Source organism: Myxococcus sp. NMCA1 (assembly GCF_026810205.1).
Classification (GTDB): Bacteria; Myxococcota; Myxococcia; order Myxococcales; family Myxococcaceae; genus Myxococcus; species Myxococcus xanthus_A.
The window spans coordinates 1,123,237-1,149,331 of the sequence record NZ_CP113950.1 but is presented as its reverse complement, the minus strand read 5'-3'; the positions used below and the strand labels follow the sequence as shown (position 1 = coordinate 1,149,331).

Sequence of the window (26,095 nt, the reverse complement as noted above, 5' to 3'; positions counted from 1 at the left end):
GCACCTGGGTGGGAGTTAACGAGGCGGACCGTCCCGGTGCAAGCGCTTTCAGACGTCCGTCGAGCCAGACACCAAGGCCCCGCCTGCCCGGTGGGACGGCTTGCAAGAGCAGTCCAGGCATCCGTGCGCGGCGCAGCTGCCGCAGCTTCGCTCCAACTGCTTCTTCAGCGCCTGGCGGGCCCGGTGGAGCCGCACGCCCGCGTTGTTCGCGGTGATGCCCGCCTCGCGCGCCACGTCCGGGACACCGCGCTCCTCCAAGTCTACCTGCCGCAGGATGTCGGCGTACTCAGGCTTGAGCGTGGGCACCAGCTCACCCACGCACGCGCAGACGGCTTGCTTCAGCTCCGTGTCCACCGTGGCCCCCTCCGCCTCCTGTGCCTCGCGCTCCAGCGCGCGCCCCTCCGCCGCCTGGCGCCGGTAGTGGTCCACCAGCGCGTTGCGCAGCAGCCGGTAGAACCACGCCACCGCGCCCTCGCCCTCCTTCAGCGCGCCGCCCTTCTCCAGCGTCCTCACGAACGCGGCCTGGAGGATTTCCTCCGCGATGGCGCGGCTGCCCACGCGCCGCTCCAGGAAGGCGAGGAACTGGCGGTGGTTGTCCACCAGCGCACGCACCACCTCGTCACTCAGCTGTCCGGTCTCCGTCACGCCGCACTCCTTTCCCACCCGTCATCTGCACATTCCGGCCCCATGTTTTCAACGCCTTGACGCCGGCATCCTCCCCGGGCACCGGGCATTCCCGCCAAATCCTGACGTGAATGGAAGATGCCGTGACGGAAGTGAAACCACACGAGGCATTGACAGACACCGGGGTCCACGCTTATTTCGTCCGCAGCATCAAGAGCGGCCGCCGCCTCGCGCGGTGGCCCGACAACCTGGAGTCGGACCTCCAAGGTGTCCAAACGATGCGGTTCGAGGAGCAGGGGCTCCCCGAGCAATCCAAGCGTCCGAGGCCGGAGGGCTCCCTCCCGCTTCGGTGAGAGAGGACCTCCGTGGTTCCATCCACCTGCTCCGCACCCGCACCGTTGACCGCCGCGCCCGTGTTGCCCGTGCTTCGCCGCGCGCGCGTCACGCATCGAATGCGCTGGCCCGGCGGCACGCACTAGTCCGCCAGGGCTCCGACTTCCTCCCCTTCTTTCTTCCCTCCGTGGGCGCTCGCGCGCCGCGTCTGGCCGGCGTGTGTCCGGCACAGAGCGCCGCGTCTGCCCTTCCCTTTCGCAGCAGGGCCCGCCGGCCCCTCGAGGTTCTTCGATGAGCAGCACGTCCCTGCAGGTGATGAAGTTCGGTGGCACGTCCGTGGGCTCGCCCACGCGGCTCCGCCAGGTGGTGGAACTGATTGGCACGCACGCGCGGCAAGGCCCGCTGGCAGTGGTCGTCTCCGCGATGGGCGACACCACGGACTGGCTGCTGGACGCGGCCCGCCTCGCCACCGAGGGTGACCTGGAAGGCGCGCTCGCGGTGGCCACGCGCATCGCCGACCTCGCGAAGGCCAACGCCGCGGCGCTGGCGCCCGGACAAGCCACCGCGCTGGCCGAGCGTGTCGACGGGCTCTTCGCGCCGCTGAGTCAGCTGCTCCAAGGCATCTCACTCACGCGAGAGTGCTCCGCCCCCACGAGAGACCGGGTGCTGTCATTCGGTGAGCTGGTGTCCGCCACGCTGCTGGCGGAGCTGCTCACGGCCCATGGCACGTCCGCCACCTTCCGTGACGCGCGGCAGCTCCTGGTGACGGATGACCGCTTCGGCGCGGCGCGGGTGGACCTGGTTCGGACGCGGGAGCGACTCCAAGCCGCCCGGGAGACGTGGGGCGTTGAGGTGCCCGTGCTCCCCGGATTCATCGCCGCCACGCCGGATGGACGCACCACCACGCTGGGCCGCAACGGCTCCGACTACACCGCCGCGCTGGTGGCGCAGGGCCTGGGCGCGTCGGAAGTCACGGTGTGGACGGACGTGCTCGGCCTGCACACCGCCGACCCGGAGCTGGTCACGGACGCCTACCCCGTGGCGCACCTCACCCACGGCGAGGGCCTGGAGCTGGCGGCGGTGGGCGCCCGCATGCTGCACCCGCGCACGATGATTCCGCTCATCGAGTCCGGAATCTCCCTGCGCATCCGCAACACCATGGAGCCGGAGCACCCGGGCACGCTCATCGACGCCATCGGTTCGCGCGACGGCCAACGTCCCGCCTGCATCGCGACGCGCGAGGACCTGGCGCTGCTCGGCATCGAGGTGCGCAAGCTGTCCGACCAGTTCCAACTGGGGGAGCGCGTGCTGGCCGCGCTGAGAGAAGCGCGCGTCACGGTGTGGATGACCGCGCAGTCCGCCAATGGCCAGTCACTGGCCGTCGTCGTGCCTCGCCCCGACGCGGAGCACGCGCGGTCCGTGCTCGCCGCCGAGCTGGCGCTGGAGCTGTCACGCCGCGAAGTGGAACCGCTGGAGGTCCGCCAGCCGGTGACGCTGCTGACGCTGGTGGCGGAGGCCATGGGCCACGGCGTCAACGTGGCCGGGCGCTTCTTCAGCGCGCTGGGCGCGGTGGGCGTCAACGTGCGCGCCAGCGCCCAGGGTGCCAGCTCCCGCTCCCTTTCGTGCGTCGTCGACGCGGCGGACACCGCCATCGCCGCGCGCACCACGCACGCGGCCTTCAACCTGGCCCATCAGCAGGTGAGCCTCTTCGTCCTCGGCCGAGGCACGGTGGGCGGACAACTGCTGGCCCAGCTGCACGCCCAGCAGGCGCTGCTCCGGGACAGGCACGGCATCGCGCTGCGCGTCGTGGGGCTGGCGGACAGCAAGCGCGCGCTCTTCGACGCCGCGGGGCTCGCGCTCGACGGCGTGGAGGCGAGGCTCGAAGGCGTGACGCCCGAGGCGCCCCAGGCGCGCACCCTGGTCCCCGTGTTGGACGCACTCCGGCGGCTGCCCGTCCCCATCCTGGTCGACTGCACCGCCGCGGGCGGGCTGGAGGCGCTCTACACGGAGGCCTTCCAGCGCGGCATCCACGTGGTGGCGGCCAACAAGAAGCCGCTGGCGCTGCCGTGGGAGGCCCGCGAAGCGCTGGTGGACACGGCGCGCCGCAACCACGTCGCGTACCACTACGAGACGACGGTGGCGTCCAGCCTGCCCGTCATCGACACGCTGGCGAACCTGGTGCGCACCGGTGACACCGTTCGCCTCATCACCGCGTCCCTGTCCGGCAGCCTGGGCTTCATCTGCAACGAGCTGACGGCCGGCGTGCCCCTGTCCCGGGCCGTCCGCACCGCCCGGGAGCGCGGCTTCACGGAGCCGGACCCTCGCGAGGACCTGAGCGGCACGGACGTCGCGCGCAAGGCGCTCATCCTCGCTCGGGAGCTGGGCCTGCCGCTCTCCCTGTCGGACGTGGCGCTGGAGCCCTTCGTCGCCACGGATGAGTGCGCCAGCGTGGACTCGTTCTTCCAGGTGCTCGCCACGCAGGACGCGGCCTACGCGGAGCGTGTGGCCCGCTGCCGCCACGCCGGCACCGTGCTGCGCTACCTGGCACGCATCGACCCATCGAAGGCGGGCACGGGCAGCCCCGTCATCCGCGTGGGCCCCGTAGGCGTCGAAGCGGGCCACCCCGCGGCGGACCTCCGCGGCTCCGAGTCCTTCGTCTCCTTCACCACCACCCGCCACAGCGACTTCCCGCTCACCGTCCGGGGCGCGGGCGCGGGCGGCGCCGTCACCGCGTCCGGCGTGCTGGCGGACATCCTCCGCATCTCCCAGACGCTGCGCGGCCGCTGAGCGCGCCACCGAAAGGGCCCACCTCATGAAACTCGCCACCGCTCTCGTCCACGCCGGCGTGCGCCGCGACCCCACCACCGGCGCGGTCGCCGTCCCCATCTACCAATCCGCCACCTTCCAGCACCCCGCGCTCGGGCAGTCCACCGGCTACGACTACTCGCGCACACGCAACCCCACCCGCTCCGCGCTGGAGGATGCGCTGGCGCAACTGGAGGGCGGCAGCCGGGGCCTGGCCTTCAGCTCCGGCATGGCGGCGCTGCACTGCGCCCTCCAGCTCTTCGGCCCGGAGGACCACGTCCTCCTCACCGAGGACCTCTACGGCGGCACCTACCGGCTGGTGGACCGCATCCTCCACGTCCCCTGCACCTTCGTGGACACCTCCCGGCCTGGCGCCGTGCGGGACGCGCTGCGCCCCAACACCCGCGCCATCGTCGTGGAGACGCCCACCAACCCGATGATGCGCACCGCCGACATCTCCGAACTGGCGGCCATTGCCCGCAAGGCCGGGGTGCTGCTCATCGTCGACAACACCTTCCTCACGCCGTGGTTGCAGCGCCCGCTGGAGCTGGGCGCGGACATCGTCGTGCACAGCGCGACGAAGTACCTGGCCGGACACAACGACGTCGTCGCGGGCGCGCTGGTGGTCAAGGACGCGGCGCTGGGCGAGCGGCTCGCGTACCTCCAGAACGGCATCGGCGCGATTCTCGGTCCGCAGGACGCGTACCTGGTGATTCGCGGCCTGAAGACGCTGGCCCTGCGCATGGAGCGGCACCAGGCCAACGCGCGGGAAGTGGCCGCGTGGCTGCGCGCCCACCCGGGCGTGGAGCGCGTCTTCTATCCCGGCGTGGGCGGGATGCTGTCCTTCACCGTCGCCCACGCGGCCCTGGTGCCCCAGGTGCTCGCGTCCGTGCAGCTGTGTCTCTTCGCCGAGTCGCTCGGCGGCGTGGAGACGCTCATCACCTACCCCACCACGCAGACCCACGCTGACATCCCCGCCGAGCGCCGGGAGGCGCTGGGCATCTCCGACCGGCTGCTCCGGCTCTCCGTAGGAATCGAGGACTCCCATGACATCATCGCCGACCTGGCCCACGCGCTTCGCGACCCGTTTGCTGCACACGGGGCATGAGCAGGACCCCACCACGGGCGCCGCCGCGGTCCCCATCTACCAGGTGTCCATGTTCGACCAGCCGGGCCTGGAGACGCCCGGCGAGTTCGACTACGCGCGCTCCGGCAACCCCACGCGCAAGGCCCTGGAGGGCGTGCTCGCGGCGCTGGACGAAGGCCACGCGGCCTTTGCCTTCGGCTCTGGCATGGCCGCCGTGTCCAGCGTGCTGATGCTCTTCAGCGCGGGGGACCACGTCGTCGTGACGGACGACTGTTACGGCGGCACCTACCGGGTGCTCACACGCGTCTTCAGCCGCTTCGGCCTGCAGGCCACCTTCGTGGACACCAGCGACCCGGACGCCGTGCGCGCCGCCCTCCGCCCCAACACGCGGGCGCTGCTGGTGGAGAGCGTGAGCAACCCCTTCCTCAAGCGCACCGACATTCCCGCGATGGCGCGGGTGGCCCAGGCGCATGGGGCGCTGCTCATCGTGGACAACACGTTCCTGTCCCCGGCCCTCTCGCGTCCGCTGACCGAGGGCGCGGACATCGTCATCCACTCCGCCACCAAGTACCTCGGCGGCCACAGTGACGTCGTCGCCGGGGCGGTGGTGGTGAAGACGCCCGCGCTCGCGCAGGAGCTCGGCTTCCTCCAGAACGCGGTGGGCGCGGTGCTGGGCCCCCAGGACTGCTTCCTCCTCCAGCGGGGCATCAAGACGCTGCAGGTCCGCCTGGAGCGGCAGGTGCGCACGGCGGGAGCCCTGGCGAAGTGGCTCACCGAGCGGCCGGAGGTGCGGCGGGTCTTCTATCCAGGCACGGGCGCGGTGGTGTCGTTCCGGCTGGCCCAGGACACGCTGGCGGCGCCCTTCGTGGAATCGCTCCAGCTGCCCTTGCTGGGCGTGTCGCTGGGCGCGGTGGAGAGCATCATCACCGTTCCGGCTCGACACTCCCACGCCTCCGTCCCCGCCGCCGAGCGGGAGCGCCGGGGCATCACCGACGGACTCATCCGCTTCTCGGTGGGATTGGAGGACCTGGAGGACCTGCAAGAGGACTTCGGGCGGGCATTCACGCAGGCAGGCCGCGTGGCGGCGTAGGCCGCCAGGTTGACATGCCGCGTCGGCTCCATTACCTGTCTGCACCGATGCTCGCTGGTTGCGCCATGTTCGGATTCTGTCGCGGAGGCATGTGTTGTCATGCCCCCACGGGTCCGTCCGTTCGCGCGCGCTGAGCCTCCCTCACGAAACGAACCGACGTTCCTCCCGGCCCGGCCCGTTGCCTGCTTCGTCCAGGCACGGGCCGTCCTTCGCGCACCTCGCGCGAGCCCCCGTCCCACCTCCGCAGTCCCCAGGAGCAGTCCATGCGCGGCACCCCGGACACGAATGAGCAGCGGCCCCCTGGGCCCGCGCGAGCCACGCCCAACCGGAGCGCCACGCCGTGATTGCGTTTCGCGGAGTCAGCAAGGTCTACACGGCCGGCGGGCGGGAGGTCGCGGCGCTGAGGAACGTGTCGCTCCGGGTGGAGGCCGGTGAAATCCACGGCGTGCTGGGACAGAGCGGCGCCGGCAAATCCACGCTCATCCGCTGCGCCAACCTCCTGGAGCGCCCCACCGAAGGCTCCGTCTACGTCGACGGACAGGACTTGCTGGCCCTCAGTCCGGAGGCACTGCGCAAGGCACGCCAGGGCATCGGGATGATCTTCCAGCACTTCAACCTCTTCGGCTCGAAGACGGTGGCGGCGAATGTCGCGTACCCACTGGAAGTGGCGGGCGCCCCACGCGAGGCCATCCGCGAGCGCGTGGAGGAGCTGCTGTCGCTCGTGGGACTGTCCGACAAGGCGCAGGCCTACCCCTCGCAGCTCTCCGGCGGACAGAAGCAGCGGGTGGGCATCGCGCGGGCGCTGGCGCCCCGGCCTCGCGTCCTGCTGTCCGACGAGGCCACCTCCGCGCTGGACCCGGAGACGACGCGCTCGGTGCTGGGGCTGCTGCGTGACATCAACCAGAAGCTCGGCGTGACGCTGCTCCTCATCACCCACCAGATGGACGTGGTGAAGGCCATCTGCGACTCGGCGTCGGTGCTGGAGCGGGGACGGCTCGTGGAGCAGGGCAAGGTGACGGAGCTGCTCGCCCATCCCAGCACCCGGCTGCATCAACTGTGCTTCCCAGCCTTCGCCCCACCGACGGACGCGCCCTCGGGCCGCCGCGTGGCGCTGACGCTCGCGGGCGAGCACGCCCGGCGGCCCCTCCTGGGCACCCTGGCGCGCCAGTTCGACGTGGACGCCCTGCTGGTGGAAGGCGCCATGGAGCGCGTGGGCAACACCCGCGTGGGCAGGCTCCTCGTCGACCTCCAGGGTTCCGCTGACGCCGTGAGCCAGGCACTCGCCTACCTGCGTGAGCAGGGACTGACGCCCGAGGAGGCCGCACATGGATAGCCAGCTTCCGCGCCTGCTGGGCGTGGCCACCGGTGAGACGCTCTACATGACGTCCGTGGCCGCGGCGCTCGTCCTCCTCGCGGGCCTGCCCTTGGGCGTGCTGCTGGTCGTCACGGACCGCGGTGGACTGTGGGAGCGTCCGGTGCTGAACCGGGTGCTGGGCACCCTCGTCAACGTGGGCCGCTCCGTCCCGTTCATCATCCTCATGGTGGCCATCGTCCCGCTCACCCGCCTGCTGGTGGGCACCACCATTGGCACCACCGCCGCCATTGTTCCCCTGGTGGTGGCGGCCATTCCCTTCATGGGCCGCGTCGTCGAGCAGAGCCTCCGGGAAGTGGATGCCGGGCTGGTGGAGGCCGCCATCGCCATGGGCTCCACCCACCGCCGCATCGTCTTCCAGGTCCTCATCCCGGAGGCGCTGCCGTCCCTGGTGCGCGGCACCGCGCTCGTCATCATCAGCCTGCTGGGCTACAGCGCCATGGCGGGCGCGGTGGGCGGCGGTGGCCTGGGCGACCTCGCGGTGAAGTACGGCTACATGCGCTTCCGCACCGACGTCATGTTGGGCTGCCTGGTGGTGCTGCTGGTGCTGGTGCAGCTCGTCCAATGGCTGGGTGACGCGCTGGCCTCCCGCTTCGACCACACCCGCGCGCGCTCGTCGCGCTGACGCGCCCTCTCCTTCCCGTTGTCCCTGGAGTCTTCTGACATGAAGTCCCCCTCTCGTTCCCTGCTCACCCCGCTGCTGCTCTCCGTGACGCTGCTGCTCACGGCCTGCCAGAAGCAGGAGGCGTCCTCGGGCGAGTCTTCCAGCGCCCGCACGTTGAAGGTCGGCGTCAACCCGGTGCCCCACGGAGACATTCTCCGCGCCGCCGCCGCCGTGGCTCTGCGCGAGGGCGTGCGCGTCGACGTGGTGGAGTTCACCGACTACGTCCAGCCGAACATCGCGCTCGCGGACAAACACCTCGATGCCAACTACTTCCAGCACGAGCCCTACCTGGAGCGCTTCGCTGGCGACAGGAAGCTCGCGCTGACCAGCGCCGGCCCGGTGCACCTGGAGCCCCTGGCGCTCTACTCCACGAAGTTCCGTCAGCTCGCGGAGCTTCCGGAGGGCGCTCAGGTGACGCTCCCCGCCGACCCCAGCAACCTCGCGCGGGCGCTGCGCCTGCTCGAAGCCCAGGGCCTGCTGCGTCTGCGCGAGGGCGCGGGCGCCACGGCGACGGTGCGGGACGTGGTGGGCAATCCACGCAAGCTCGACCTGCGGGAGATTGATGCGGAGCAGCAGCCCCGCACGCTGGAGGACGTGGCCGCCGCCGTCATCAACGGCAACTACTTCCTGGAGGCCCAGAAGCACCTGAAGCTGGACGCGAAGGTGCTGGCGCGTGAGGCCGCGCGGGAGAACCCCTACGCCAACGTGCTCGCCGTGCGTCAGGGCGACGAGCAGCGCGCCGAGGTGCGCACGCTGGTGAAGGCGCTCCAGTCCGACGAGGTGCGCCGCTACATCGAGTCCACCTACGGCGGCGCGGTGGTGCCCGCCTTCTGACGGACGCCACGTCTTGCTTGCGCGCCGTGCCCGGTCCGAGCATGACAGGGGCACGCGCGCGGGGCCCTCCCAGCCCCGCTAGACGAGGGAGCGAGCACAATGGCCTTGCGGTTCAAGAACCTCGATGGCAGCGGGCCGCAGCCGTTCAGCAGTGTCTTCAAGTGGGCCGTGGCCGACAAGCTCGCCGGCCGCCGCCGCAAGTCCCCGGCCCGTGCAGAGGTCCCCCGCGTGGAGCCCGACCTCGCACTGCTCGCCACGCCGCCCGCGCCAGGCGAAGGCGCCCGGCTGACGTGGCTGGGGCATGCGAGTTGGCTCGTGCAGTTGGACGGATTGTCCCTGCTCATCGACCCGGTGCTGCGCGATGCCATCAGCGGCGTCATCCGGCGCAACGTGCCGCCGGGCGTCCCGGTGGAGAAGCTGCCGCCCATCACCGCCAGCCTCGTCTCCCACAACCACTACGACCACCTGGACCTGCCCACGCTGGAGCAGGTGGGCGCCCCCATCGTCACCGGCCTGGGCCATGCGCCCGTGTTCAGGGGCTCGGGCCTGGACGTCACGGAGTTGGACTGGTGGCGCTCCACGCAGGTGGGCGCCGTCACGGTGCACTTCGTCCCCTCGCAGCACTGGAGCCGCCGCGGCCTCAACGACGTCAACGAGATGCTCTGGGGCGGCTTCGTCATCGAAGGCTCCAGCGCTCGCGTCTTCCACTCCGGCGACACCGCCTACTTCGAGGGCTTCAAGGAGATTGGCCTGCGCTACCCGGGCATCGACGCCGCGATGCTGCCCATTGGCGCGTATGACCCGGCCTGGTTCATGCGCCGTCAGCACATGAACCCCGAGGAAGCCGTGCAGGCCTTCGAGGACCTGGGCGCCGCGCGCTTCCTGGCCATGCACTGGGGCACCTTCAAGCTCACCGACGAGCCACTCGACGAGCCGCCCCGCCGCCTGGACGCGGAGTGGACCCGGCGGGGCCTGGCGCGTGAGCGCGTCGAAGTGCTGCCGGTAGGTGGAACACTCACCGTGCGCCGCGGTTGAAACCCACCAGGGGCTATGTTGTGGGAAGGGCATGCTCCTGCCCACCCTCCTCGCCATGACGCTGCATCAGGCACCGTCGTCCCTCACCACCGTCTCCGAACAGAGCGGCTGGACGCGCACGGGCCGCTACCCGGAAGTGGAGTCCCTCTGCCGCGCCTTCCCCAAGGCGTTCCCCGGCAAGGTCCGCTGCGACACGATTGGCACCACGCCGGAAGGCCGGCCGCTGCTCGCGCTGGTCGCCAGCGCGGATGGCACCCTCACGCCCGCCGCCGCGGCGCGCAAGCAGCGCCCCGTCGTCTTCTTCCAGGGCGGCATCCACTCCGGTGAGATTGACGGCAAGGACGCTGGCTTCTGGCTGCTGCGCGACCTGCTCGCCGGGAAGGAGCAGCCCGGCGTCCTCAAGCGCGTCACCGCCGTCTTCGTCCCCGTCTTCAACGTGGACGGCCATGAGCGCTTCGGCCCCAACCACCGTCCCAATCAAAATGGCCCCGAGGAGATGGGCTGGCGCGCCACCGCGCAGAACCTCAACCTCAACCGCGACTACGCCAAGGCGGAGGCCCCAGAGATGGTGGCCCTGCTGAAGTACCTCCACGCGTGGGACCCGCTCGTCTACGCCGACCTGCACGCCACCAACGGCGCCAAGTTCGAGCATGACGTGTCCGTGGGCATCGAGCCGCAGAAGTCCGGGCCGGCCGCGCTGCGCGAGCTGGGCGTGAAGCTGCGCGAGGAGCTCTTCACCGAGCTGGAGTCACAGCAGCACCTGCCCGTGCCCTTCTACCCGTCCTTCATCGAGGACGATGACCCCAGCTCCGGCTTCGCCTACGGCGTGCCGCCGCCGCGCTTCAGCCACGCCTACTGGGCCGCGAACCGCCGCTTCGGCGTGCTGGTGGAGACGCACTCGTGGAAGCCCTATGCGGAGCGCGTGAAGGCCACGCGGAACATCGTGGCCAGCCTGCTGCGGCTGGTGGCTCGTGACGGCGCCGCCCTGCGCGCGGCGGTGAAGGCGGCGGACGCGGCGGACGCGGCCGGCAAGACGCGCGAGGTGGTCCTCGCGTGGAAGAACACGGAGCAGAAGCGGACCATCGACTTCCGGGGCTACGCCTATGAGCGGGGCGCCTCCGACGTGTCCGGCCAGACGTGGATTCGCTACGACGACACGAAGCCCCAAATCTGGAAGGTGCCCTACTTCGAGGAGATTCAGCCCGCGCTCACCGCCTCGCTGCCCGCGGGTGGCTACCTGGTGCCGCCCGCGCACGCCGCCTGGGTGGAGGCGAAGCTGGCCGCGCACGGCCTGCGCTCGCAGCGCCTCTCCAAGCCCGTGGCCAGCGCGGCGGTGGAGAGCTTCCGCGCCACCGAGGCGAAGTGGAGCATCCAGTCCGTGGAGAACCGGCAGACGCTCAACGTGAAGGGCGCGTGGGAGCCCCAGACGCAGCAGATTCCCGCGGGTACGCTGTACGTGCCGGTGGCGCAGGAGGGCGTGGAGCTGGTCGCGCACCTGTTTGAGCCCACGGGGCCGGATTCGCTGCTGTCCTGGGGCTTCTTCAACGCCCACTTCGAGCAGAAGGAGTACGTGGAGGACTACGTGCTGGAGCCCTTCGCACGGGAGTTGCTCGCGAAGGACGCTTCGGTGAAGGCGGAGTGGGAAGCGAAGCTGAAGGACCCGGCCTTCGCCAAGGACGCGCGCGCCCGCCTGCGCTTCTTCTATGAGCGCCACCCGGCCCGCGACGTCCAGCTCCGCGTCTACCCCGTGCTGCGCATCCAGGCCGCGCCCCAGGGGCTGGCGGCGGTGAAGCCCGCGAAGCCGTAGGAAGCCTGGCCATGAAATGAAGACGCCCCGGAGCCAGCAGGCCCCGGGGCGTTTTTCTTTCAGCCCTGCTGACTCCGGCCTCCTTCTTCAACGAAGGCCGGAGCGCTTCCGCATCATCAACCGATGATGCCTTCGCAGGCGCAGTAGCTCTGGTTGCAGACCGAGTTCGGACCGCAGCCGCCGCAGTCCGACTTACAGGCACAGGCGCACGTGTTGGGGTCCGCCTGGTACCGGTCACCGCAGTTCAGCGCCCCGGTGTCACACACGCAGCCGCACGCGTTCGAGTCGAACTTGAAGCCCGGCGCGCAGGTGGCCGACTGGACGCACGAGCACGAGCAGGTGTCCGTGTTGCACGTCTCGTAGGTGCCGCACGTGCCGCCGCAGTCCGGCGCGCAGGTGAAGGCGCACACCGAGGGGTCCGTGTTGCACACCTGGCCCGGGTCACCGCCGCCGCCGCAGTCCGCCGGGCACTCGCACTGGTCCGTGGTGCGGTTGCACGTCAGCTTGCCTTCGCAGAAGTCCGGGTCGTTCGGGTCGTGGTACGGGTCCGCCGCGCACGGCGCGGGGATGCCGTTCGGGTTCGTCGTGCGGTCCGTCCAGTAGCGGTAGGACAGCGCCGCCTGGGTGGTCCCCGCGTTCTGCGGGCGGCACCCGCCGTAGAAGGACACCGCGCGGCTGATGCCGTCCACGTCGAAGCCGTGAGTACGGCTGCGTGGCAGGTCTCCCGGCGTGGGGCACTGCGACGCGTTCGCCACCGCGTCCATGGCCACCTTCAGCGAGGCGCCGATGGGCGGCTTCTGCGTCCGGTAACCCACCGACGCGATGACGCTGTCGATGATGGCGTTGATGGTGGTGGTGATGGCGTTCGAGTCCCGGATGCTGCCGTACACGCCGCCAGTGGCCTGGATGATGTCCAGGTGCCGCGGGTTCCGGGGGTCTTCCTGGGTCTGGCACCAGGTGCTGGTGTCGTTGGTGGCGTTCTCATGCGGGCAGAGGATGCCGTGCACGTCGATGGGCTGATTCAGCGGGTTGCGGTTCGTCCCCGGCTCGTTGCCCGTGCCCAGGAAGTACTGGCTGTACGTATCGATGGTGCCGCTGGACTGGTCCCGCGTGTCTGTCAGGATGACGACCACGACCTTGGCGCCCGCGCGGAAGCGCGTCTCCGCCGTGCCACCGCCACCGGGTGAGGCCAACAGGTTGATGACGGCGCGAGCGGCCTCCAGCGGACGCTCCGTGCCGTTTCCGCTCTGCCCCACCCAGCACTGCGAGTTGGACGAACAGGTGGTGGGCTGGGTCCCCGCGGGGATGGTGACGGTGGTGCACTGGCCGTTGCTGCCGCAGGTGCTGTTCTGCGTCAGCCATGCCCGGAACTGGTTGATGTTCTGCGTGAAGCCACGCAGCAGCCCCGAGTTCGAACCACTGCCATAGGTATAGGTGGTGCTCACCATCGCCAGCCGATAATCCAGCGTCGCGTTGGCCAGCTTGGCCGCCACGGCCGAGGCCGCGTTGGCCAGCGACTGCTGCGACGAGGCCATGGAGCCGCTGTCGTCCACCACGAAGATGAAGTCCACCACCGCCTGCCGCACGGTGAACTTCTCGCACTGCACCGCGTCCGCGTCACCGAACTGCGCCAGCGCCGAGCCACCCGCCGTGTCCGCCGTCGTGAAGAGGCTGCCCGCCTCGTTGTAACGAGACGTCGGGGTGATGGCCAGCACCACCACCACGCTCTGGTCGGAGCGGTGCACGTACTGCGCCTGCATGGTGAAGGGCCCGGTGATGCCGGCCGTTCCCGTCAGCTCTCCCGTGCTTCCGGGCACCAGCGAGCGGGTCAGGGTGTTGGTGAACGTCTTCAGGTCCGCGCCGCCCGACATGGCGTAACGCGCCGACAGCGCGGCGTAGCCGTCCCAGGTGTTGAAGGTCTGCTGGAAGTCACGCGTGGCGGAGTTGAACGACGCAGAGCGGATGCCCGCCTCGTCATTCGTGGGGTTGGACGACGAGCCCACGCGACCGCGCTTGTACGCAATCAGCGTCACCTGCTTGGTGGCGTCCCAGCCGATGATGCCCACCGCGTTGTTGCCATCGCGGATGGTGCGCAGGTTGGCGTCCGTGAAGGTGGAGGGCAGCGCCAGCCGCAGGTCCGCGCCGTTCTCCTCCTTGAAGGTGACGGTGCGCAGGTTGGTCGTGCGGCAGGCCTGGCCCGCCGGCGTGTTGGCCGCGCCGTCGGCGGGGTCGTTCGGGTTCAGCTCGCCCTCGTCCACGCGACCGTTCTGGTTGGCGTCCTCCGCGCCGTCCTGGATGCCGTCACCGTCGCTGTCGGGGTTCGTCGGGGACGTGGTGGTGGTCGGGTCCGCGTCGCCCACGTAGCCACAGTTCTGACGCGGCGCCTGCGCCGTCGTCACGCCCAGCTCCAGGCCGTCCAGCAGGCCGTCACCGTCCGTGTCGGGGTTGGTCGGGTCCGTCTCACCCGGGTCCACGCGGCCGTTACCGTTGGTGTCCTCACCGCGGAAGCCATTGCGGCCCGGGCCATCCTGGAGACCGTCGCAGTCGGTGTCCGCCAGTCGGGGGTCCGTCTCACCGGCGTCCACGCGGCCGTTGCGGTTCTTGTCCTCGACACCGTCTTGGATGCCGTCGCCGTCCGTGTCCGCGTTGTTCGGGTCCGTGCCCGTCGCAATCTCCACCGAGTCCGGGATGCCGTCGAAGTCGGCGTCCGGAATCGACGCGGCGCAGTCCGCCACGCGCGGGTCCGTCTCGTTGCCGTCCACGATGCCGTTGCGGTTGACGTCCTCGTCACCGTCGCTGCAGGTGTCGCCGTCCGAATCCGGGGCGAGCGGGTTGGTGCCGGTGCGCGACTCCAGGCCGTCATCCAGGCCGTCGCCGTCCGTGTCGCGCTTGCGCGGGTCCGTCTCACCGGGGCTCACCACGCCGTTGCGGTTGGCGTCCTCCGCACCGTCCGACAGGCCGTCACCATCCGAGTCGATGGCGTTCGGGTCCGTCTCGCCCGGGTCCCTCCGGCCGTTGCGGTTGAGGTCCTCCAGACCGTCCGGGATGCCGTCGCCGTCCGTGTCCGCCAACACCGGCGAGGTGCGCGTGGTCGTGTCCTGGTCACCGGGGAAGTTGCAGCTGGGGTCGGGGCTCGAGGTGCGGCCCACCTCCACGCCGTCGCGGATGCCGTCGCCATCCGTGTCGCGCAGGCCGGGGTTCGTCTTCGCGCCGCCGGGATAGATGGTCGCGAACTCCTCCGCGTCCGTCAGGCCGTCACAGTCGGAGTCCTTCGTCGAGTTGTCCGGGTCATCGATATCCGTGGGCACCTCACCCGGATCGGGGTCCGGATCCGGAATCACGCCCGCGTCTTCTTCAAGCGGGCCGGCATCCGTACCGCCGTCCCCGTTACCGCCGGGGCCAGCATCGGTGTTCGGTTGTGGATTGGGGTCAGGGTCTTTCCCACCGCCGCAGCCAGTCAGCAACGACGCTGCCAGCAACGCGCAGGAGAAGTACCTCATCAGGGAGTTGCGCATCGTCTTTGACTCCATGACTCCGACTCCAGGTGGGGGGTGAGTCGAAGCAGACTTCCATAATAGAGAACAACGCGGGAGTTTCCGAGTACCTGTTCCCCTGGGGCAACTCTGAGTCGGGGTCTGGATGATCCCAGTCCAGTGATGTGGCTGGATTGCGCTCAGGCTGTTGGCAAACGGGGTTCGCGGGTTGAAAGGGCTCGGCTATCGTCGCGCCCGTGCCCGTCTTCGGTCTTGCGGCATTATGGAATGGCTCGGCTCCCCCGGAGCGCGTGGCAGCCTGGGTGGAAGGGATTGGCGAGGTGCTCACCTCCGCGCAGTCACTCCAGCTCGTGGTGGCCCTGCGCCCGGAGGAAGCGGGTATTGAATTGAAGGTGGAGGCTCCAGGCTATCCACGCTCCGCCGTGGAGCGGCTCGCGGAGGATGCGAAGCGCAGTGGTGGCACCTTCGTGGAGCTGTGGCGTCTGCCCAAGGCGGAGCGAGATGCCTTTCGCGCGGCGGCCTTCGGGGGCGGCACCACCTACCGGGGAGACGAATGCTCTGCCGCGGCGCGGGTGTTGCAGCAGCACCTGACCACGCTGCCCGTCAGCAGCGTGCGTCCCGCGGGGCCCACCGTGGGTGGCACCGCGGCCTCCGTGCCTCAAACGAGCCCGAAGCCCGTGGAGGCGCCTGCTCCCGCTCCCAGCAACCAGCCTCACCAGGTGCTCGTCCGCCCGCCGGAGGGGCCTCAGCGTCGCGGGCGCCGCTTCGCCGTGAAGCTGGAAATGGAGTTCCGGACCGAGTTGGACTTCGTGCGTGAGCACGCCCTCAACATCTCCAACGGCGGCCTCTTCGTGCGCACCGCGCACCGGCCCCTGCCCGACAGCGTCGTCACCGTGGACGTGAAGCTGCCCAACGGCGAACGCCTGCAGGGCGACGCGGTGGTGGTCCACGTGGTGGACGACCCGTATACGGGCGGCGTGGGCCTGGCGTTCCTCAACGACGACGCCACCTTCTCCCAGACGCTGGACGACTACCTGGCGAGCCTCGCGGGTGGCGTGGGCTGAACGTGATGGAGAACGTGCGGGAAATCTGGCCTCGCGACCATGGCCGCTTCCAACTGCTGTCCCGGCTGGGACGCGGCGGCATGGCGGAGGTATTTCTCGCGCGGATGAAGCAGGGCCCACATGCCGGAGCGCAGGTGGCCCTCAAGCGCGTGCGTCCCGAGCGCATGAGAGACGCGGAGGCCCACGAGCAGCTCCTGCACGAAGCCGAGCTCGCCCGCTGCCTGCGCCACCCGTACATCGTCGGCTTCGTGGAGTACGGCGAGCTGCCGGACGGTGGCTACCTGGCGCTGGAGCTGGTGGAGGGCCCCGACCTGGGCCGCGTGCTGGCGCGGTGCCGCCGCCGCCGCATCGAGCTGCCCATCGACATCTCCGTGCTCATCGTCCGGCAGGTGCTGGAGGCCCTGTCGCACGCGCACCATGCCGTCAGCACCACGGGCCGCCCCCTGGGCGTGGTGCACTGTGACGTGTCCCCGCACAACGTGCTGCTGTCCCGCACGGGCGAGGTGAAGCTGGCGGACTTCGGCGTGGCGCGCTCCCGCGCGGGCGCGGTGCAGGACATCCGGCGACTGGGCAAGCAGCACTACCGCTCCCCGGAGCTGCTCGCGGGCGACGTGTCCGTGGCGGTGGACCTGTGGGCGACGGCGGTGCTGCTCTACGAGCTGCTGGCGCTGGAGTCGCCCTTCCCTTCCGGCCCGGAGGAGCAGGTGGAGTCCTCCATCCGCGGCGGCCGGGTGACCCCCGTGCGCGTGCGAGTGCCCGGCGTCCCCGACGCGCTGGCGCTGGTGCTGGACCGCGCGCTGGCGCCCGTCCCGTCGCAGCGCTTCGGCTCCGCGGAGCAGTTCGCCCGGGCCCTGGCGCCGCTGAGTGATGACCGCGTGGCCACGCCCCTGGCCGTGGCCGCGGTGGTGCGCGGGCTGATGGAGACCTGAGCCCGCCAGGGTCCGCTACGCCACCTCCTGCTGTCCCATGGAAGGAGGCACCATGCCCGGGTCGCCCTCCACCACCAGCCGGCTGCGCCCGCCGCCCTGCTTCACCACGCGCACCTGCACGCCGATGCGCTCCGCCATGCCGCTGACGTGCGAGATGATGCCCACCTGCCGGCCCGTGGCCTGGAGCGCGTCCAGCGTGGCCAGGGCCACCTCCAGCGTCTCCGGGTCCAGCGTGCCGAAGCCCTCGTCGATGAAGAGCGTCTCCACTTGCGTCGTCTCCGACGAAAGGGACGCCAGCCCCAACGCGAGCGCCAGCGACACCAGGAAGCTCTCACCGCCGGACAGGCTGGCCACGCTGCGGACCTCGTCGCCCATGTCCCCGTCCACGATTTGGAGGTCCAGGTCGTGTCCGGGCACGCGCATCAGCCGGTAACGCCGCGCGAGTTCCCGCAGGTGCGCGTTGGCGTGCAACAGCAAGGCATCCAGCGTGAGGCTCTGGGCGAAGACCTTGAAGCGCTTGCCGTCGTGCGAGCCGATGAGGTCGCCCAGCACCTTCCACACCTCCGCCGCGCGGCGGCCCTCCTCCAGGGCCGCGGCCTCGGTGCCGTGCCGCGCCCGCGCCGTGTCGTCGGCCTCCAGCCGCGCGTGCAGCGTGGCCTCTGCATGACGACGGGCCTCCACCTCCGCGCGCAGCCGCTCACATTCGGCGCCCGCGTCCTGCTCGGAGAGCGACGGAGGACCGGAGTCCTCGTGCCGCGCGCGACGCTCACTTCGCTCCGCCAGCACGGCGGTGGCCTGGGCGAGCGCCTCGCGCAGGGCCGACAGCGCGCGGGCTTCCGCCTCACGCCAGGCCGCGTCGAATGACAGCAGCATCCGCACGGCGTCCAGCGTGGTCCCACGCGTGGCGAGCAGCGTTGTCAGCGCGGCGCCTTCCGACTCACGCAGGGCCAACGCCTCCGCCCTGGCGCGCACGGCATCCTCGGCACGGGCGGTGGCGACCTGCGCCGACTGATGCGCTGCCTCGGCGCGCTCACGGGCCTGCTCGAAGGCCGACTCCGTGGCCTCCAGTCGTGCCTGCAGCTCGGCGCGGACCTCCGCCGTGGGACGGCCGTGCAGCAGTGCCGCGCGTGCGCGGGTCAGCTCGCCGCGCTCCTGCTCCTTGCGCACGGCGAATGCTTGATGCTCCTCGGCGTGGCGGGTGCTCACCTCCACCAGGCCCTGCGCCCGGGCGCGATGACGCTGCTCCTCGGCCTCGCGCTCCTCCGCCTTCAGCCGGGCCTCCTCCTTGCCCTTCCACATCACCACCCGCTCTCCACACTTGCGGCGGAAGGTGGCCGGGTCCTCCTCCAGCTTCCGCTCCCAGCCCACGTCCGCGGTGAAGACGGGTGACACCTCCGCTAGCACCTGCCGCAGCGTCTGCTCGGCGGCCTCGAGCCGGGCATGGACGTCCTTGAGCACCGACTCCGCGCGTGACAGGGCCTCCTCCGCCCGGCGCAGCGACTCCGCCGCCACCTCGCGCCGCGTGCGCTGCGTCTCCAGCGCCGCGCGGGCCTCGCGCGCCGTGCGGGCCAGTGACTCGGCAGCCTGCTCGTCGGCCTTCAGCGCCGCCAGCCGCTCCGCGAGCTCGGCACGCACCGCGTCGAGCCACGCGCCCGCCTCGGGCGAGCCGCCCACGGCCGGCGGCAATGATGCGCCGGGTTCCGCCCCCTCTTCCCGAATGGACGCCAGCCACGAGGCACACCCCTTCCGCCAGGCCTCGCCGTGCGCCTCCGCGCGGGCCTCCGCGGACTGCCTGCGCGCCTCCGCCTGTCCGGCACGTGCGTTCGCCGCCGCGCGCCGAGCGCTCGCGGCCACCTCCGCCTGGGTGGCCGCGGTCCGCTCCTCCTCCAGCGCCTCCACACGCGAAGCGGCTTCCGCGACCAGCCCATCCAGCGCGGACACCTCGCGCGCGTAGGGGTGCTCTTCCGCGCCGCACAACGGGCACGCCTCACCGTCCTTCAGCAATGTACGGTGGGACGCATAGCCCTGCGTCGCCTGCGCCAGCGACAGCGAGCGCTGCGCCTCCTTGAGCGCGGCTTCCCCCTGCGTCCGCCGAGTCTCCGCCGCGCGCGCTTCCGCCGTCGCGGCCTCGACCTCCGCCTTCGCCGCCTTCACCTCCGTGCCCGCCTCGCGAGCCTCGGCCTCATCCGCGACGAGCCCCTCGTGAGCGGTCTTCAGGCCCCGGACAGCCTCCTGCCGCGCCAACAGGCGTTCACGCTGCGCCCGCCGCTGCGCGCCCGTCTCCGTCCCCACGGCCGCCTCGGCATGCGTCGCCGCGGCCAGGGCCATCTCCTCCGCACGGACCGCGGCATCCCGCTCCTCCCGCCGAAGCCCTACCGTCTCGCGCAGTCCCTCCACCTCACCGAGCAGCCGTCCGGACTCCTCACGGGCCTTGCGCCGCTCGCCCTGCGCCCCCTCGTAGCGCTCCAGTTCGCGCTGCCAGCGCGGCCACTCGCTCGTGAGCGCGACCCAGTGCGCCTTCTCCGTCAGCCAGTGCCGCGCGGCCTCCCCCTTGTCCCGTGCCTCGGCCTCGCGCGCGAGCACGGCGTCCAGCTCCCCCTTCGCCTCCACCAACGCCGCCTGGGACTTCTCCGCCCGTGCCCGCGCCTCACGCGCCTCATGGGAGACACCTTCCAGCCGCGCATCCAGGCGCGCCGCCTCCTCCAACGCGGGGCGCGTCGCCACCTCCCGCTCCTGCGCCGCGGCGCGCGCGGTCTCCGCCTCCAGTTGCCCCACCCGCCGCGCCGAGGTCTCCGCCAGCGCCGCCTCCACCTCCGACGCCCGCGCCACCTGCGCCGCCTCCGCCTCCGCCCACCGGCGCTCCGCGGCCTCCACCGCCGCCACCGGGCCCCGGAAGGTCTCCGCCTCGCGGACCTCCTCCATCCGTGCCGCGCGCGGCGCCGCCTCCTCCAGAGCCGTCCTGGCCGCCTGCGCCTTCGCCTCCGCCGCCTGCTCCGCCTCCCGCAGCCCCGCCCGCGCGACATGCCACGCCGCCGCGCCCTCCGCGTCCTTGAGCAGCGCCTCCACCGTCTGACGCGCCCGGGCCTCCTCACCGAGCGCCGCCGCAGCCGCCGCGCGCTCCGCCTCCGGCATCAGCGCAATCGCCGCCAGTCCCTGCGCCCGCTTCGCCAGCGACTCCTGCTCCGCCTTGTTCTTCTCATGCGCGGCCATGGACAAGCGGCTGTACACCTCCGTGCCCGTCATCCGCTCCAGCAACTCCGCGCGCTCGCTGGCATCCGCCTTGAGGAAGGCCGCGAACTCGCCCTGCGCCAGCAGCGCCGAGCGACGGAACTGGTCGAACGACAGCCCCAGCCGCTCCTGGATGGCGGCCAGCACCTCGCCCTTGGTGCGGCCCGTGAGCTGCCCGGTGACCACGTCCATCAACTGCATTTCCTGGGGCCGGAAGCGCCCCTCGGCGCGGTTGCGCGCGCGCCACACGGACCAGCGCGCCCGGTAGCGCCGCCCGTCCTTGCCCAGGAAGTCCACCTCCGCGTAGCCCTCGCCCGCGCCCCGGCGCAGCATGCCGCGCACGTCGTAGGCGGACAGCCGCGCGTCCTCGTCCTCGTCCGCGCGCCCCACCGGCGCGCCGCCGCGTCCCCCCAGCCGGGGCGTGCGGTCGAACAGCGCCAGGCACAGGGCATCCAGCAACGTGCTCTTGCCCGCGCCCGTGGCGCCGGTAATCGCGAACAGGCCCAGCCGGTCCAACGGCGGCTGGTCCAGTTCCAGCGCGAAGTCACCCGCGAAGCTCGTCAGGTTGGAACCGCGAATCGCGAGCACCTTCACGGCGACTCCTCCTGCACGTCGGTCAGCAACGTATGGAAGGCCTCCAGCAGCGCCGGCGCGGGGGGCTCCTCGAAGTCACGGGCGTAACGCGCGCGGAAGACGTCCTCGGGCGTGCGTTCCTTCAGGGAGAGACCCGGCTGCACCTCTGCCAGCGCGCCTCCCGTCCCGGTATAGGCGGGCGTCAGCTTCACCAGCCGCGCCGCCTTCCCCTCCAGCACCTTCTCCACCTTCTGCCGCAGCGCGGGCTCCGGCCGGGGCAACGACACGCACACCTCCAGGTAGGGCCGCCGCCACTCCAGCGTGTCCGCGTCGTGCGCCGGCAAGCCCTCCAATTGCGTCAGCACCGCGTCCAGGGGCGCCGCGTCCCGCGAAGGCACGCGCACCATGTCCGTGGTCCGGGGCACGGGCAGGGCTTGCACCTCGCCCAGCGCGTCGCCTTCCAACTCCACCAGCAGCACCTGGTGCCGGTAGCCCGCCTCCGACAGCGACAGGGGCAACGGCGAGCCGCTGTAGCGAACTCCCTCGCGCCCACCCACCCGCTGGGCCTTGTGCAGATGCCCCAGCGCCGCGTAGGCCACGTCCTCCGGGAACAGGTCCACGGGCAGCGCGTGCTGGTTGCCGCCCAGAATCTTTCGCTCGCTCAACGCGGACAGCTCCGTGCCCGTCATGTAGCAGTGCCCCATGGCCACCAGCGCCTGTCCCGCCTGACGCCTGCGCCGCGCCGCGGCCAGCGCCTCCGCGTACACCGCGCGCACGCCCTCCACCAGCCGGTCTCCCATGTCCCCGGGAGCGGGCGGCAGGTCCGAGGGCCGCAGGTACGGCACCGCCGCCACCCACGCACCCACCCGCCCCTTCGCGTCATGCAGCGGCACCAGCAGCCGCTCCTGGTCCATGGCGCCTCGGGCCCGCGGCAGTCCGCCCACCACGTGTACGCCCAGCGCCGCGAACAGCGGGTCCGGCGCGTCCAGCCGCGCCGCCGAGTCGTGGTTGCCGCCAATCACCACCACATCCAGCCGGGGCATCCGCCGCCGCGCCTTCGCGACGAACTGGTACCAGGCCGCCTGCGCCTCCGCGCTGGGGTTCGCCGTGTCGAAGATGTCCCCGGCCACCAGCAGCGCATCCACGGACTGCGCTTCCAGGGTCTCCAGCAGCCAGTCCAGGAAGGCGGCGTGCTCCGCATCCCGCGAGACGTCGTACAGCGTGTGTCCCAGGTGCCAGTCCGACGTGTGCAGCAGGCGCATCAGGCGTCCACCCTCCCTCTTTCCCGTGGCGCTCTGGCCAGCGGGCAGCCTCCAACAGAGGGCTGCTCGCTCCAAGCGGCGGGCGCCTGCTCCCTTACTCCCTCACTCTGACATGCGCGCAAGTTCCTGTAATTCCTAGCCGTTCTGGAGAAGACGCCCCGCCACGTCCCCTCTGGAGGCCCTCACGCACGGAGGGGGTTGGCCAATACGCTCCGAGCGGAGATGCTCGCGGGAATGACCGGGCTACAAATTGGCATCTTCGCCGGCATCCTCGGGGCGGGCGTCGGCGTCTCGAGCATCGTTGGCTACTTCCGCTGGCGCCGCTGGAAGCAGCAAATCCAGGCCTGGCAGGACTTCGCGACCACCCGTGGCTGGTCCTTCATGCCGACGCCCGGCAGGTTCATGTACTCCGCGGGGACCTTGAAGATGGAGGGCAGCTACGCCGGGCGTCCACTCACCCTGGAGACCGAGTACCGCCACCAACAGAAGGCGTACCGCATCGCCACCATCGTCCGGCACGAGCTCGGCGACGACTTTCCGCGCGAGGTGGTCATCCGGCCCGAGGGGCTGGGCGACAAGTTCCTCAAGCTGTTCGGCGTGCAGGACGAGCAAATTGGCGATGCCGGCCTCGACGCCGTGCTGGACCTGAAGAACGTCACCCCTCAGGCCCGCGCCATCCTCCTCAGCGCGGGCATGCGGCGTCCCCTGCTGAACCTGGCCCGCGCCTTCGAGACCTTCTCCATCGAGAACGGCGTCCTGTCTGCGGAGGTGATAGACGACGTCCCATGCACCCCCATCGAGTTGTACGGCTTGCTGACGCCCGTGCGTGAGCTGGCCGACGCAGTGCAGGGCACGCGCGGCCATACCCAGTGGCGGTCGGAGGGCGCTGGACAGGAAGGCACCCAGTCATGAGGCTGGAGCCCCTGCTGACACGCCGCGAGCCCCGCGCGTGCGGCATCCGCTCATGGTGCTTTGCCGCCACTTCGGGAACTTCAGCCTCGAGGACGAGCGGCTCCAGGCGGTAAAGCTCTGGATGCCCAACAGCGTCGAAGCGCTGGAGTCCATGGTGACTCCAGCGCTTCTGCTGAGCGATGCCCTGTACGAGGTGGCCGAACAGGGCCGCGCGCGCAAAGAGCGGCCAGGCGCGCTCAGCTGCGACGCGACCGCCGCCGCTGGAGCACGAGCCACGCAAGCGAGCCCCAAGCCAACGGCGCCAGCGGCATCGCGTTGCAGTTGCAGCCGCCCGGCTCGTTGGGAGGCGGAGGCTCGGTGCCCGCATCCGCTCCCGCGTCCGTCCCGGCATCGGTTCCAGCATCCGTCCCCGCATCCGACGGCGGCGACTCACAGGGGACATCCCCCACGCACACCGTCGCCTCGGCGGAGCCCTGCTGCCCCGTCGAGTCCACCACGACGAAGCGAACGCGATGCCAGCCCGGCGTCAGGTCCGTGGTGTCCCAGCGGCTGGGCTCGCCGCCGTAGGAGTAGGGGCTTTCGGTCCGCTCGTCGGTGTAGCGCAGCACGTCGTCCACGTAGAACTCCGCGTGCGTGCAGCCCACGTCGTCCTGGCAGTCGCCGTAGAACTCCGCCGTGGTGCCGGACACGTGCTCACCGTCCTCGGGACGCGTGAGGATGGCGGTGGGCGGCGCGTCCGGGCTCACCGTGATGGTGAAGTCCTGCACCGCGTCCGGCGCGGCGCCGTTGCTCACTCGCACGGAGACCTCCACCGTGCCCGCTTCGGTGGGCTCCCAGGTGATGACACCGGTGGCGGCATCGATGCTCATGCCCGCTGCCGTGCTCACCAGCGCATACGTGGGCGCGGGCCGTGCCGTCGCCTGCACCGCATACCGGTACGGACTGCCCACCACCGCGCGGGTCACCGGCGCGGAGAGGATGACGGGCGGCAGGAGCGTCGTGTCCTGCTCGAAGGCTTCCACCTCACGTGCGTCCACGCCCGGGGCGGCCACGGTGATGATGGCCGTGCCGTCCTCGGCGTCCGCGTCCGGCGCGGCGGCCAGGGTGACGTCCTTGGGCGTGTTCCAGTCGGAGGTGGTGAAGCTCAGCGTCGCCCCGGACTGGACGGTGAGGTCCTCGTCCCCGCGGGTGCGCGCCACGGTCACCGTGACGTTGCGCGGGGGCCGCTGCGAGAGCGACACGCCGAAGGTCGCCGTCCCGCCCTCCACGACCGTCACCTGCGACTCGGTCAGCACCAGGCGCGGCGAGTTGTTGTCGATGCTGGTGGCCACCACCGCCACCTCCCGCAGCCCGTCCGCCACCACCATGAAGGTGGCGACATCCGGCGTCGTGTCCTCGTCCACCGCCGCGGTGAGCGCCACCACCTGGGGCACGTTCCAGTTGGTCGCGGTGAAGGTGAGCGCAGCGCCGCTGACGATGCTCAGGTCCTCCGAGCCGCCCAGCGCGCGGGAGACCTGCACGGAGACATCGGAGGCCGGCGCTTCGGCCAGGCGCACGGTGAAGGCAGCGCGACCGCCCTCCTCGACGCGCGGCTGCAGTCCAGACACCACCAACTTCTGTCCCGGCGTCTCGGGCGTGATGCGCCGCAGGACGCCGCCCGACACGCCGATGGTGTAGAGCGCGCCATCCGGGCCCACCGACATGTCCACCTGCGAGGTGAAGCCGGTGGCCCACTCGTCCACCGTGGCCACCGAGTTGTCCTCTTCCAGGGTGACTCGCGTCAGTTGACCGGTGTTGAAGTCCCCGAAGAAGAAGTTGTCCTGGTACGCCTCGTCGAACAGGGTCGCGTCGTAGAAGGTGCCACCGGCAATGGAACCACCGAGTTCCTGCGTCGTGGCCGTTCCCCCGCTGCTCGCCGCGTCCGGCAGCGAAGGCTGCGACACGGTGAAGGTCGTGGGAGAAGGAACGCTGGCCACCAGCAACAGGCCATTGAAGCTCGCATCCCCCACACCGCTGAGCGTGAGCCGCTCACCCTTGCGGAAGCCATGGTTCCCGGTGGTGGTGAAGGTGGCCACCCCGCTGCTGCGCACGGCGCCGCCCGCGGCGAGGTTGCGGCTGTCGGCGCCGTTGGTGCGGTACTTGACGACAGGAGAGATGTAACCGTTGGTGCTGGGTTGGTTGTTCTCGTAGTCGCTGTAGCCGGCATGGCTTCCGCGAGCGACGACGAAGACCTGTTGGTAGTTGGCGCCCACGCTGTTCACCCACAACCGGCCCGTGGTGGGCTGGAAGGTGAAGGTGAAGGGATTGCGGAAGCCGCGCGCCCAGATGTACTCGTTGTTGGGGCCCACGCCGTCGTTGAAGGGGTTGTCGCTGGCGGGCGTGCCATCCGGGTTCGCGCGGCTCACCTTGGCCGCCATCGACGTCAGGTCCGCATTCACGCCCGTGCCGTTGCCCAGGTCGCCAATGGACCAGTACAGCTTTCCGTCTGGGCCGAAGCCAATGGCGCCGCCGTCATGGTTCGCGCCCCGCGTGGGCAGCCGACTGACAACGACGGTGCGCGCCGTGCCCGTCCTGTTCGCATCCGTGTAGCGGACAATCTGCTGCTCCGACGCGGAGACGGTGACGAAGAAATAGACGTAGCGGTTGACCACGTAGTTCGGGTCGAACGCGATGCCGATGAGGCCCCACTCGCTGCTGGTGTAGACGGAAGGCTCCGTCGCGAACACCTGCGTCACCAGCGTGCTGTTTCCCGGCTGGGTTTCGGGCTGGCCGTCCTTCAGCGACACCACCCGGATTTCGCCCGTCTTGCGGGTGATGAACAGGCGGCCTGAACCGTCCGGCGCCCATGCCATCCCCGTGGCCTGCGTGAGGGTATTGGAGGTGAAGGGCGTCTCCACGAAGCCGGAGGGCACCGCGGCCCATCCGGGCGAAGACAGCCCTAACAACCCAAGTAACATCAAAGTAGAGCGCATGACTGTTGAG

16 protein-coding genes and 1 riboswitch are annotated in these 26,095 nt (G+C 70.9%); of the genes, 11 read left to right on the top strand and 5 right to left on the bottom strand.

Annotation, left to right across the window (positions count from 1 at the left end; all coding sequences use genetic code 11):
• Positions 1 to 48: 48 nt before the first annotated feature.
• The gene (locus tag OZ403_RS04975; RefSeq protein ID WP_140787773.1) at positions 49 to 645 is read right to left on the bottom strand and encodes an RNA polymerase sigma factor; all 597 of its coding nucleotides are present in this window, start codon (positions 643 to 645) and stop codon (positions 49 to 51) included.
• Between the two features lie 181 nt (positions 646 to 826).
• Positions 827 to 949: riboswitch (SAM-I-IV-variant riboswitch) on the top strand.
• 299 nt (positions 950 to 1,248) lie between these two features.
• Between OZ403_RS04975 and thrA the strand changes: the two genes are divergently transcribed.
• From thrA to OZ403_RS04935, 8 genes are all read left to right on the top strand, one after another.
• A complete protein-coding gene (gene thrA / locus OZ403_RS04970) occupies positions 1,249 to 3,744 on the top strand; it encodes a bifunctional aspartate kinase/homoserine dehydrogenase I (RefSeq protein ID WP_268783605.1) in 2,496 nt (831 codons plus the stop codon).
• A 25-nt stretch (positions 3,745 to 3,769) separates the two neighbouring features.
• Complete coding sequence (locus OZ403_RS04965; RefSeq protein WP_140797331.1) at positions 3,770 to 4,870, top strand: PLP-dependent transferase; 1,101 nt, start codon at positions 3,770 to 3,772, stop codon at positions 4,868 to 4,870.
• Positions 4,809 to 5,939, top strand: coding sequence for a trans-sulfuration enzyme family protein (locus OZ403_RS04960; RefSeq protein ID WP_268783604.1), 1,131 nt, complete (start codon positions 4,809 to 4,811; stop codon positions 5,937 to 5,939). Before OZ403_RS04965 ends, OZ403_RS04960 begins: the two co-directional genes overlap by 62 nt.
• A gap of 340 nt (positions 5,940 to 6,279) precedes the next feature.
• Positions 6,280 to 7,272: a methionine ABC transporter ATP-binding protein gene (locus OZ403_RS04955; protein ID WP_268783603.1), complete on the top strand. Its 993-nt coding sequence runs from the start codon at positions 6,280 to 6,282 to the stop codon at positions 7,270 to 7,272.
• Positions 7,265 to 7,936 (top strand): methionine ABC transporter permease, encoded by a 672-nt coding sequence (locus tag OZ403_RS04950; RefSeq protein WP_268783602.1) that lies wholly within the window; start codon positions 7,265 to 7,267, stop codon positions 7,934 to 7,936. Before OZ403_RS04955 ends, OZ403_RS04950 begins: the two co-directional genes overlap by 8 nt.
• Positions 7,937 to 7,975: 39 nt before the next feature.
• Positions 7,976 to 8,809: a MetQ/NlpA family ABC transporter substrate-binding protein gene (locus tag OZ403_RS04945; RefSeq protein ID WP_268783601.1), complete on the top strand. Its 834-nt coding sequence runs from the start codon at positions 7,976 to 7,978 to the stop codon at positions 8,807 to 8,809.
• A 99-nt stretch (positions 8,810 to 8,908) separates the two neighbouring features.
• A complete protein-coding gene (locus tag OZ403_RS04940; RefSeq protein WP_140787760.1) occupies positions 8,909 to 9,844 on the top strand; it encodes an MBL fold metallo-hydrolase in 936 nt (311 codons plus the stop codon).
• Positions 9,845 to 9,875: 31 nt separating this feature from the next.
• Positions 9,876 to 11,651, top strand: coding sequence for a M14 family metallopeptidase (locus OZ403_RS04935; protein ID WP_268783600.1), 1,776 nt, complete (start codon positions 9,876 to 9,878; stop codon positions 11,649 to 11,651).
• Between the two features lie 116 nt (positions 11,652 to 11,767).
• Here OZ403_RS04935 and cglD read toward each other — a convergent pair whose 3' ends face one another.
• Positions 11,768 to 15,166, bottom strand: coding sequence for an adventurous gliding motility lipoprotein CglD (cglD, locus tag OZ403_RS04930; protein WP_268784849.1), 3,399 nt, complete (start codon positions 15,164 to 15,166; stop codon positions 11,768 to 11,770).
• Positions 15,167 to 15,381: 215 nt separating this feature from the next.
• Between cglD and OZ403_RS04925 the strand changes: the two genes are divergently transcribed.
• Entirely contained in the window at positions 15,382 to 16,209 is an 828-nt protein-coding gene (locus OZ403_RS04925) for a TIGR02266 family protein (RefSeq protein ID WP_140797326.1), read from the top strand.
• Positions 16,210 to 16,214: 5 nt separating this feature from the next.
• Positions 16,215 to 17,138, top strand: coding sequence for a serine/threonine-protein kinase (locus OZ403_RS04920; protein ID WP_140858181.1), 924 nt, complete (start codon positions 16,215 to 16,217; stop codon positions 17,136 to 17,138).
• Between the two features lie 15 nt (positions 17,139 to 17,153).
• Here OZ403_RS04920 and OZ403_RS04915 read toward each other — a convergent pair whose 3' ends face one another.
• Positions 17,154 to 20,960 (bottom strand): AAA family ATPase, encoded by a 3,807-nt coding sequence (locus OZ403_RS04915; protein ID WP_268783599.1) that lies wholly within the window; start codon positions 20,958 to 20,960, stop codon positions 17,154 to 17,156.
• Positions 20,957 to 22,201, bottom strand: a complete 1,245-nt coding sequence (locus tag OZ403_RS04910) for an exonuclease SbcCD subunit D C-terminal domain-containing protein (RefSeq protein ID WP_140787750.1) — start codon at positions 22,199 to 22,201, stop codon at positions 20,957 to 20,959. The genes OZ403_RS04915 and OZ403_RS04910 overlap by 4 nt, the downstream gene beginning before the upstream one ends.
• A gap of 234 nt (positions 22,202 to 22,435) precedes the next feature.
• On the opposite strand from OZ403_RS04910, the gene OZ403_RS04905 reads away from it, so the two are divergent.
• A complete protein-coding gene (locus OZ403_RS04905; protein ID WP_237081747.1) occupies positions 22,436 to 23,113 on the top strand; it encodes a hypothetical protein in 678 nt (225 codons plus the stop codon).
• Between the two features lie 236 nt (positions 23,114 to 23,349).
• Here OZ403_RS04905 and OZ403_RS04900 read toward each other — a convergent pair whose 3' ends face one another.
• Positions 23,350 to 26,085, bottom strand: a complete 2,736-nt coding sequence (locus OZ403_RS04900; protein WP_268783598.1) for a PQQ-dependent sugar dehydrogenase — start codon at positions 26,083 to 26,085, stop codon at positions 23,350 to 23,352.
• Positions 26,086 to 26,095: the final 10 nt, after the last annotated feature.

Bases quoted from the DNA above. Each gene is read 5' to 3' on its own strand.
- thrA (WP_268783605.1), top strand. From the start codon at position 1,249: ATGAGCAGCACGTCCCTGCAGGTGATGAAGTTCGGTGGCACGTCCGTG.
- OZ403_RS04965 (WP_140797331.1), top strand. From the start codon at position 3,770: ATGAAACTCGCCACCGCTCTCGTCCACGCCGGCGTGCGCCGCGACCCC.
- OZ403_RS04960 (WP_268783604.1), top strand. From the start codon at position 4,809: ATGACATCATCGCCGACCTGGCCCACGCGCTTCGCGACCCGTTTGCTG.
- OZ403_RS04950 (WP_268783602.1), top strand. From the start codon at position 7,265: ATGGATAGCCAGCTTCCGCGCCTGCTGGGCGTGGCCACCGGTGAGACG.
- OZ403_RS04945 (WP_268783601.1), top strand. From the start codon at position 7,976: ATGAAGTCCCCCTCTCGTTCCCTGCTCACCCCGCTGCTGCTCTCCGTG.
- OZ403_RS04940 (WP_140787760.1), top strand. From the start codon at position 8,909: ATGGCCTTGCGGTTCAAGAACCTCGATGGCAGCGGGCCGCAGCCGTTC.
- OZ403_RS04935 (WP_268783600.1), top strand. From the start codon at position 9,876: ATGCTCCTGCCCACCCTCCTCGCCATGACGCTGCATCAGGCACCGTCG.
- cglD (WP_268784849.1), bottom strand. From the start codon at position 15,166: ATGCGCAACTCCCTGATGAGGTACTTCTCCTGCGCGTTGCTGGCAGCG.
- OZ403_RS04920 (WP_140858181.1), top strand. From the start codon at position 16,215: ATGGAGAACGTGCGGGAAATCTGGCCTCGCGACCATGGCCGCTTCCAA.
- OZ403_RS04910 (WP_140787750.1), bottom strand. From the start codon at position 22,201: ATGCGCCTGCTGCACACGTCGGACTGGCACCTGGGACACACGCTGTAC.
- OZ403_RS04905 (WP_237081747.1), top strand. From the start codon at position 22,436: ATGACCGGGCTACAAATTGGCATCTTCGCCGGCATCCTCGGGGCGGGC.
- OZ403_RS04900 (WP_268783598.1), bottom strand. From the start codon at position 26,085: ATGCGCTCTACTTTGATGTTACTTGGGTTGTTAGGGCTGTCTTCGCCC.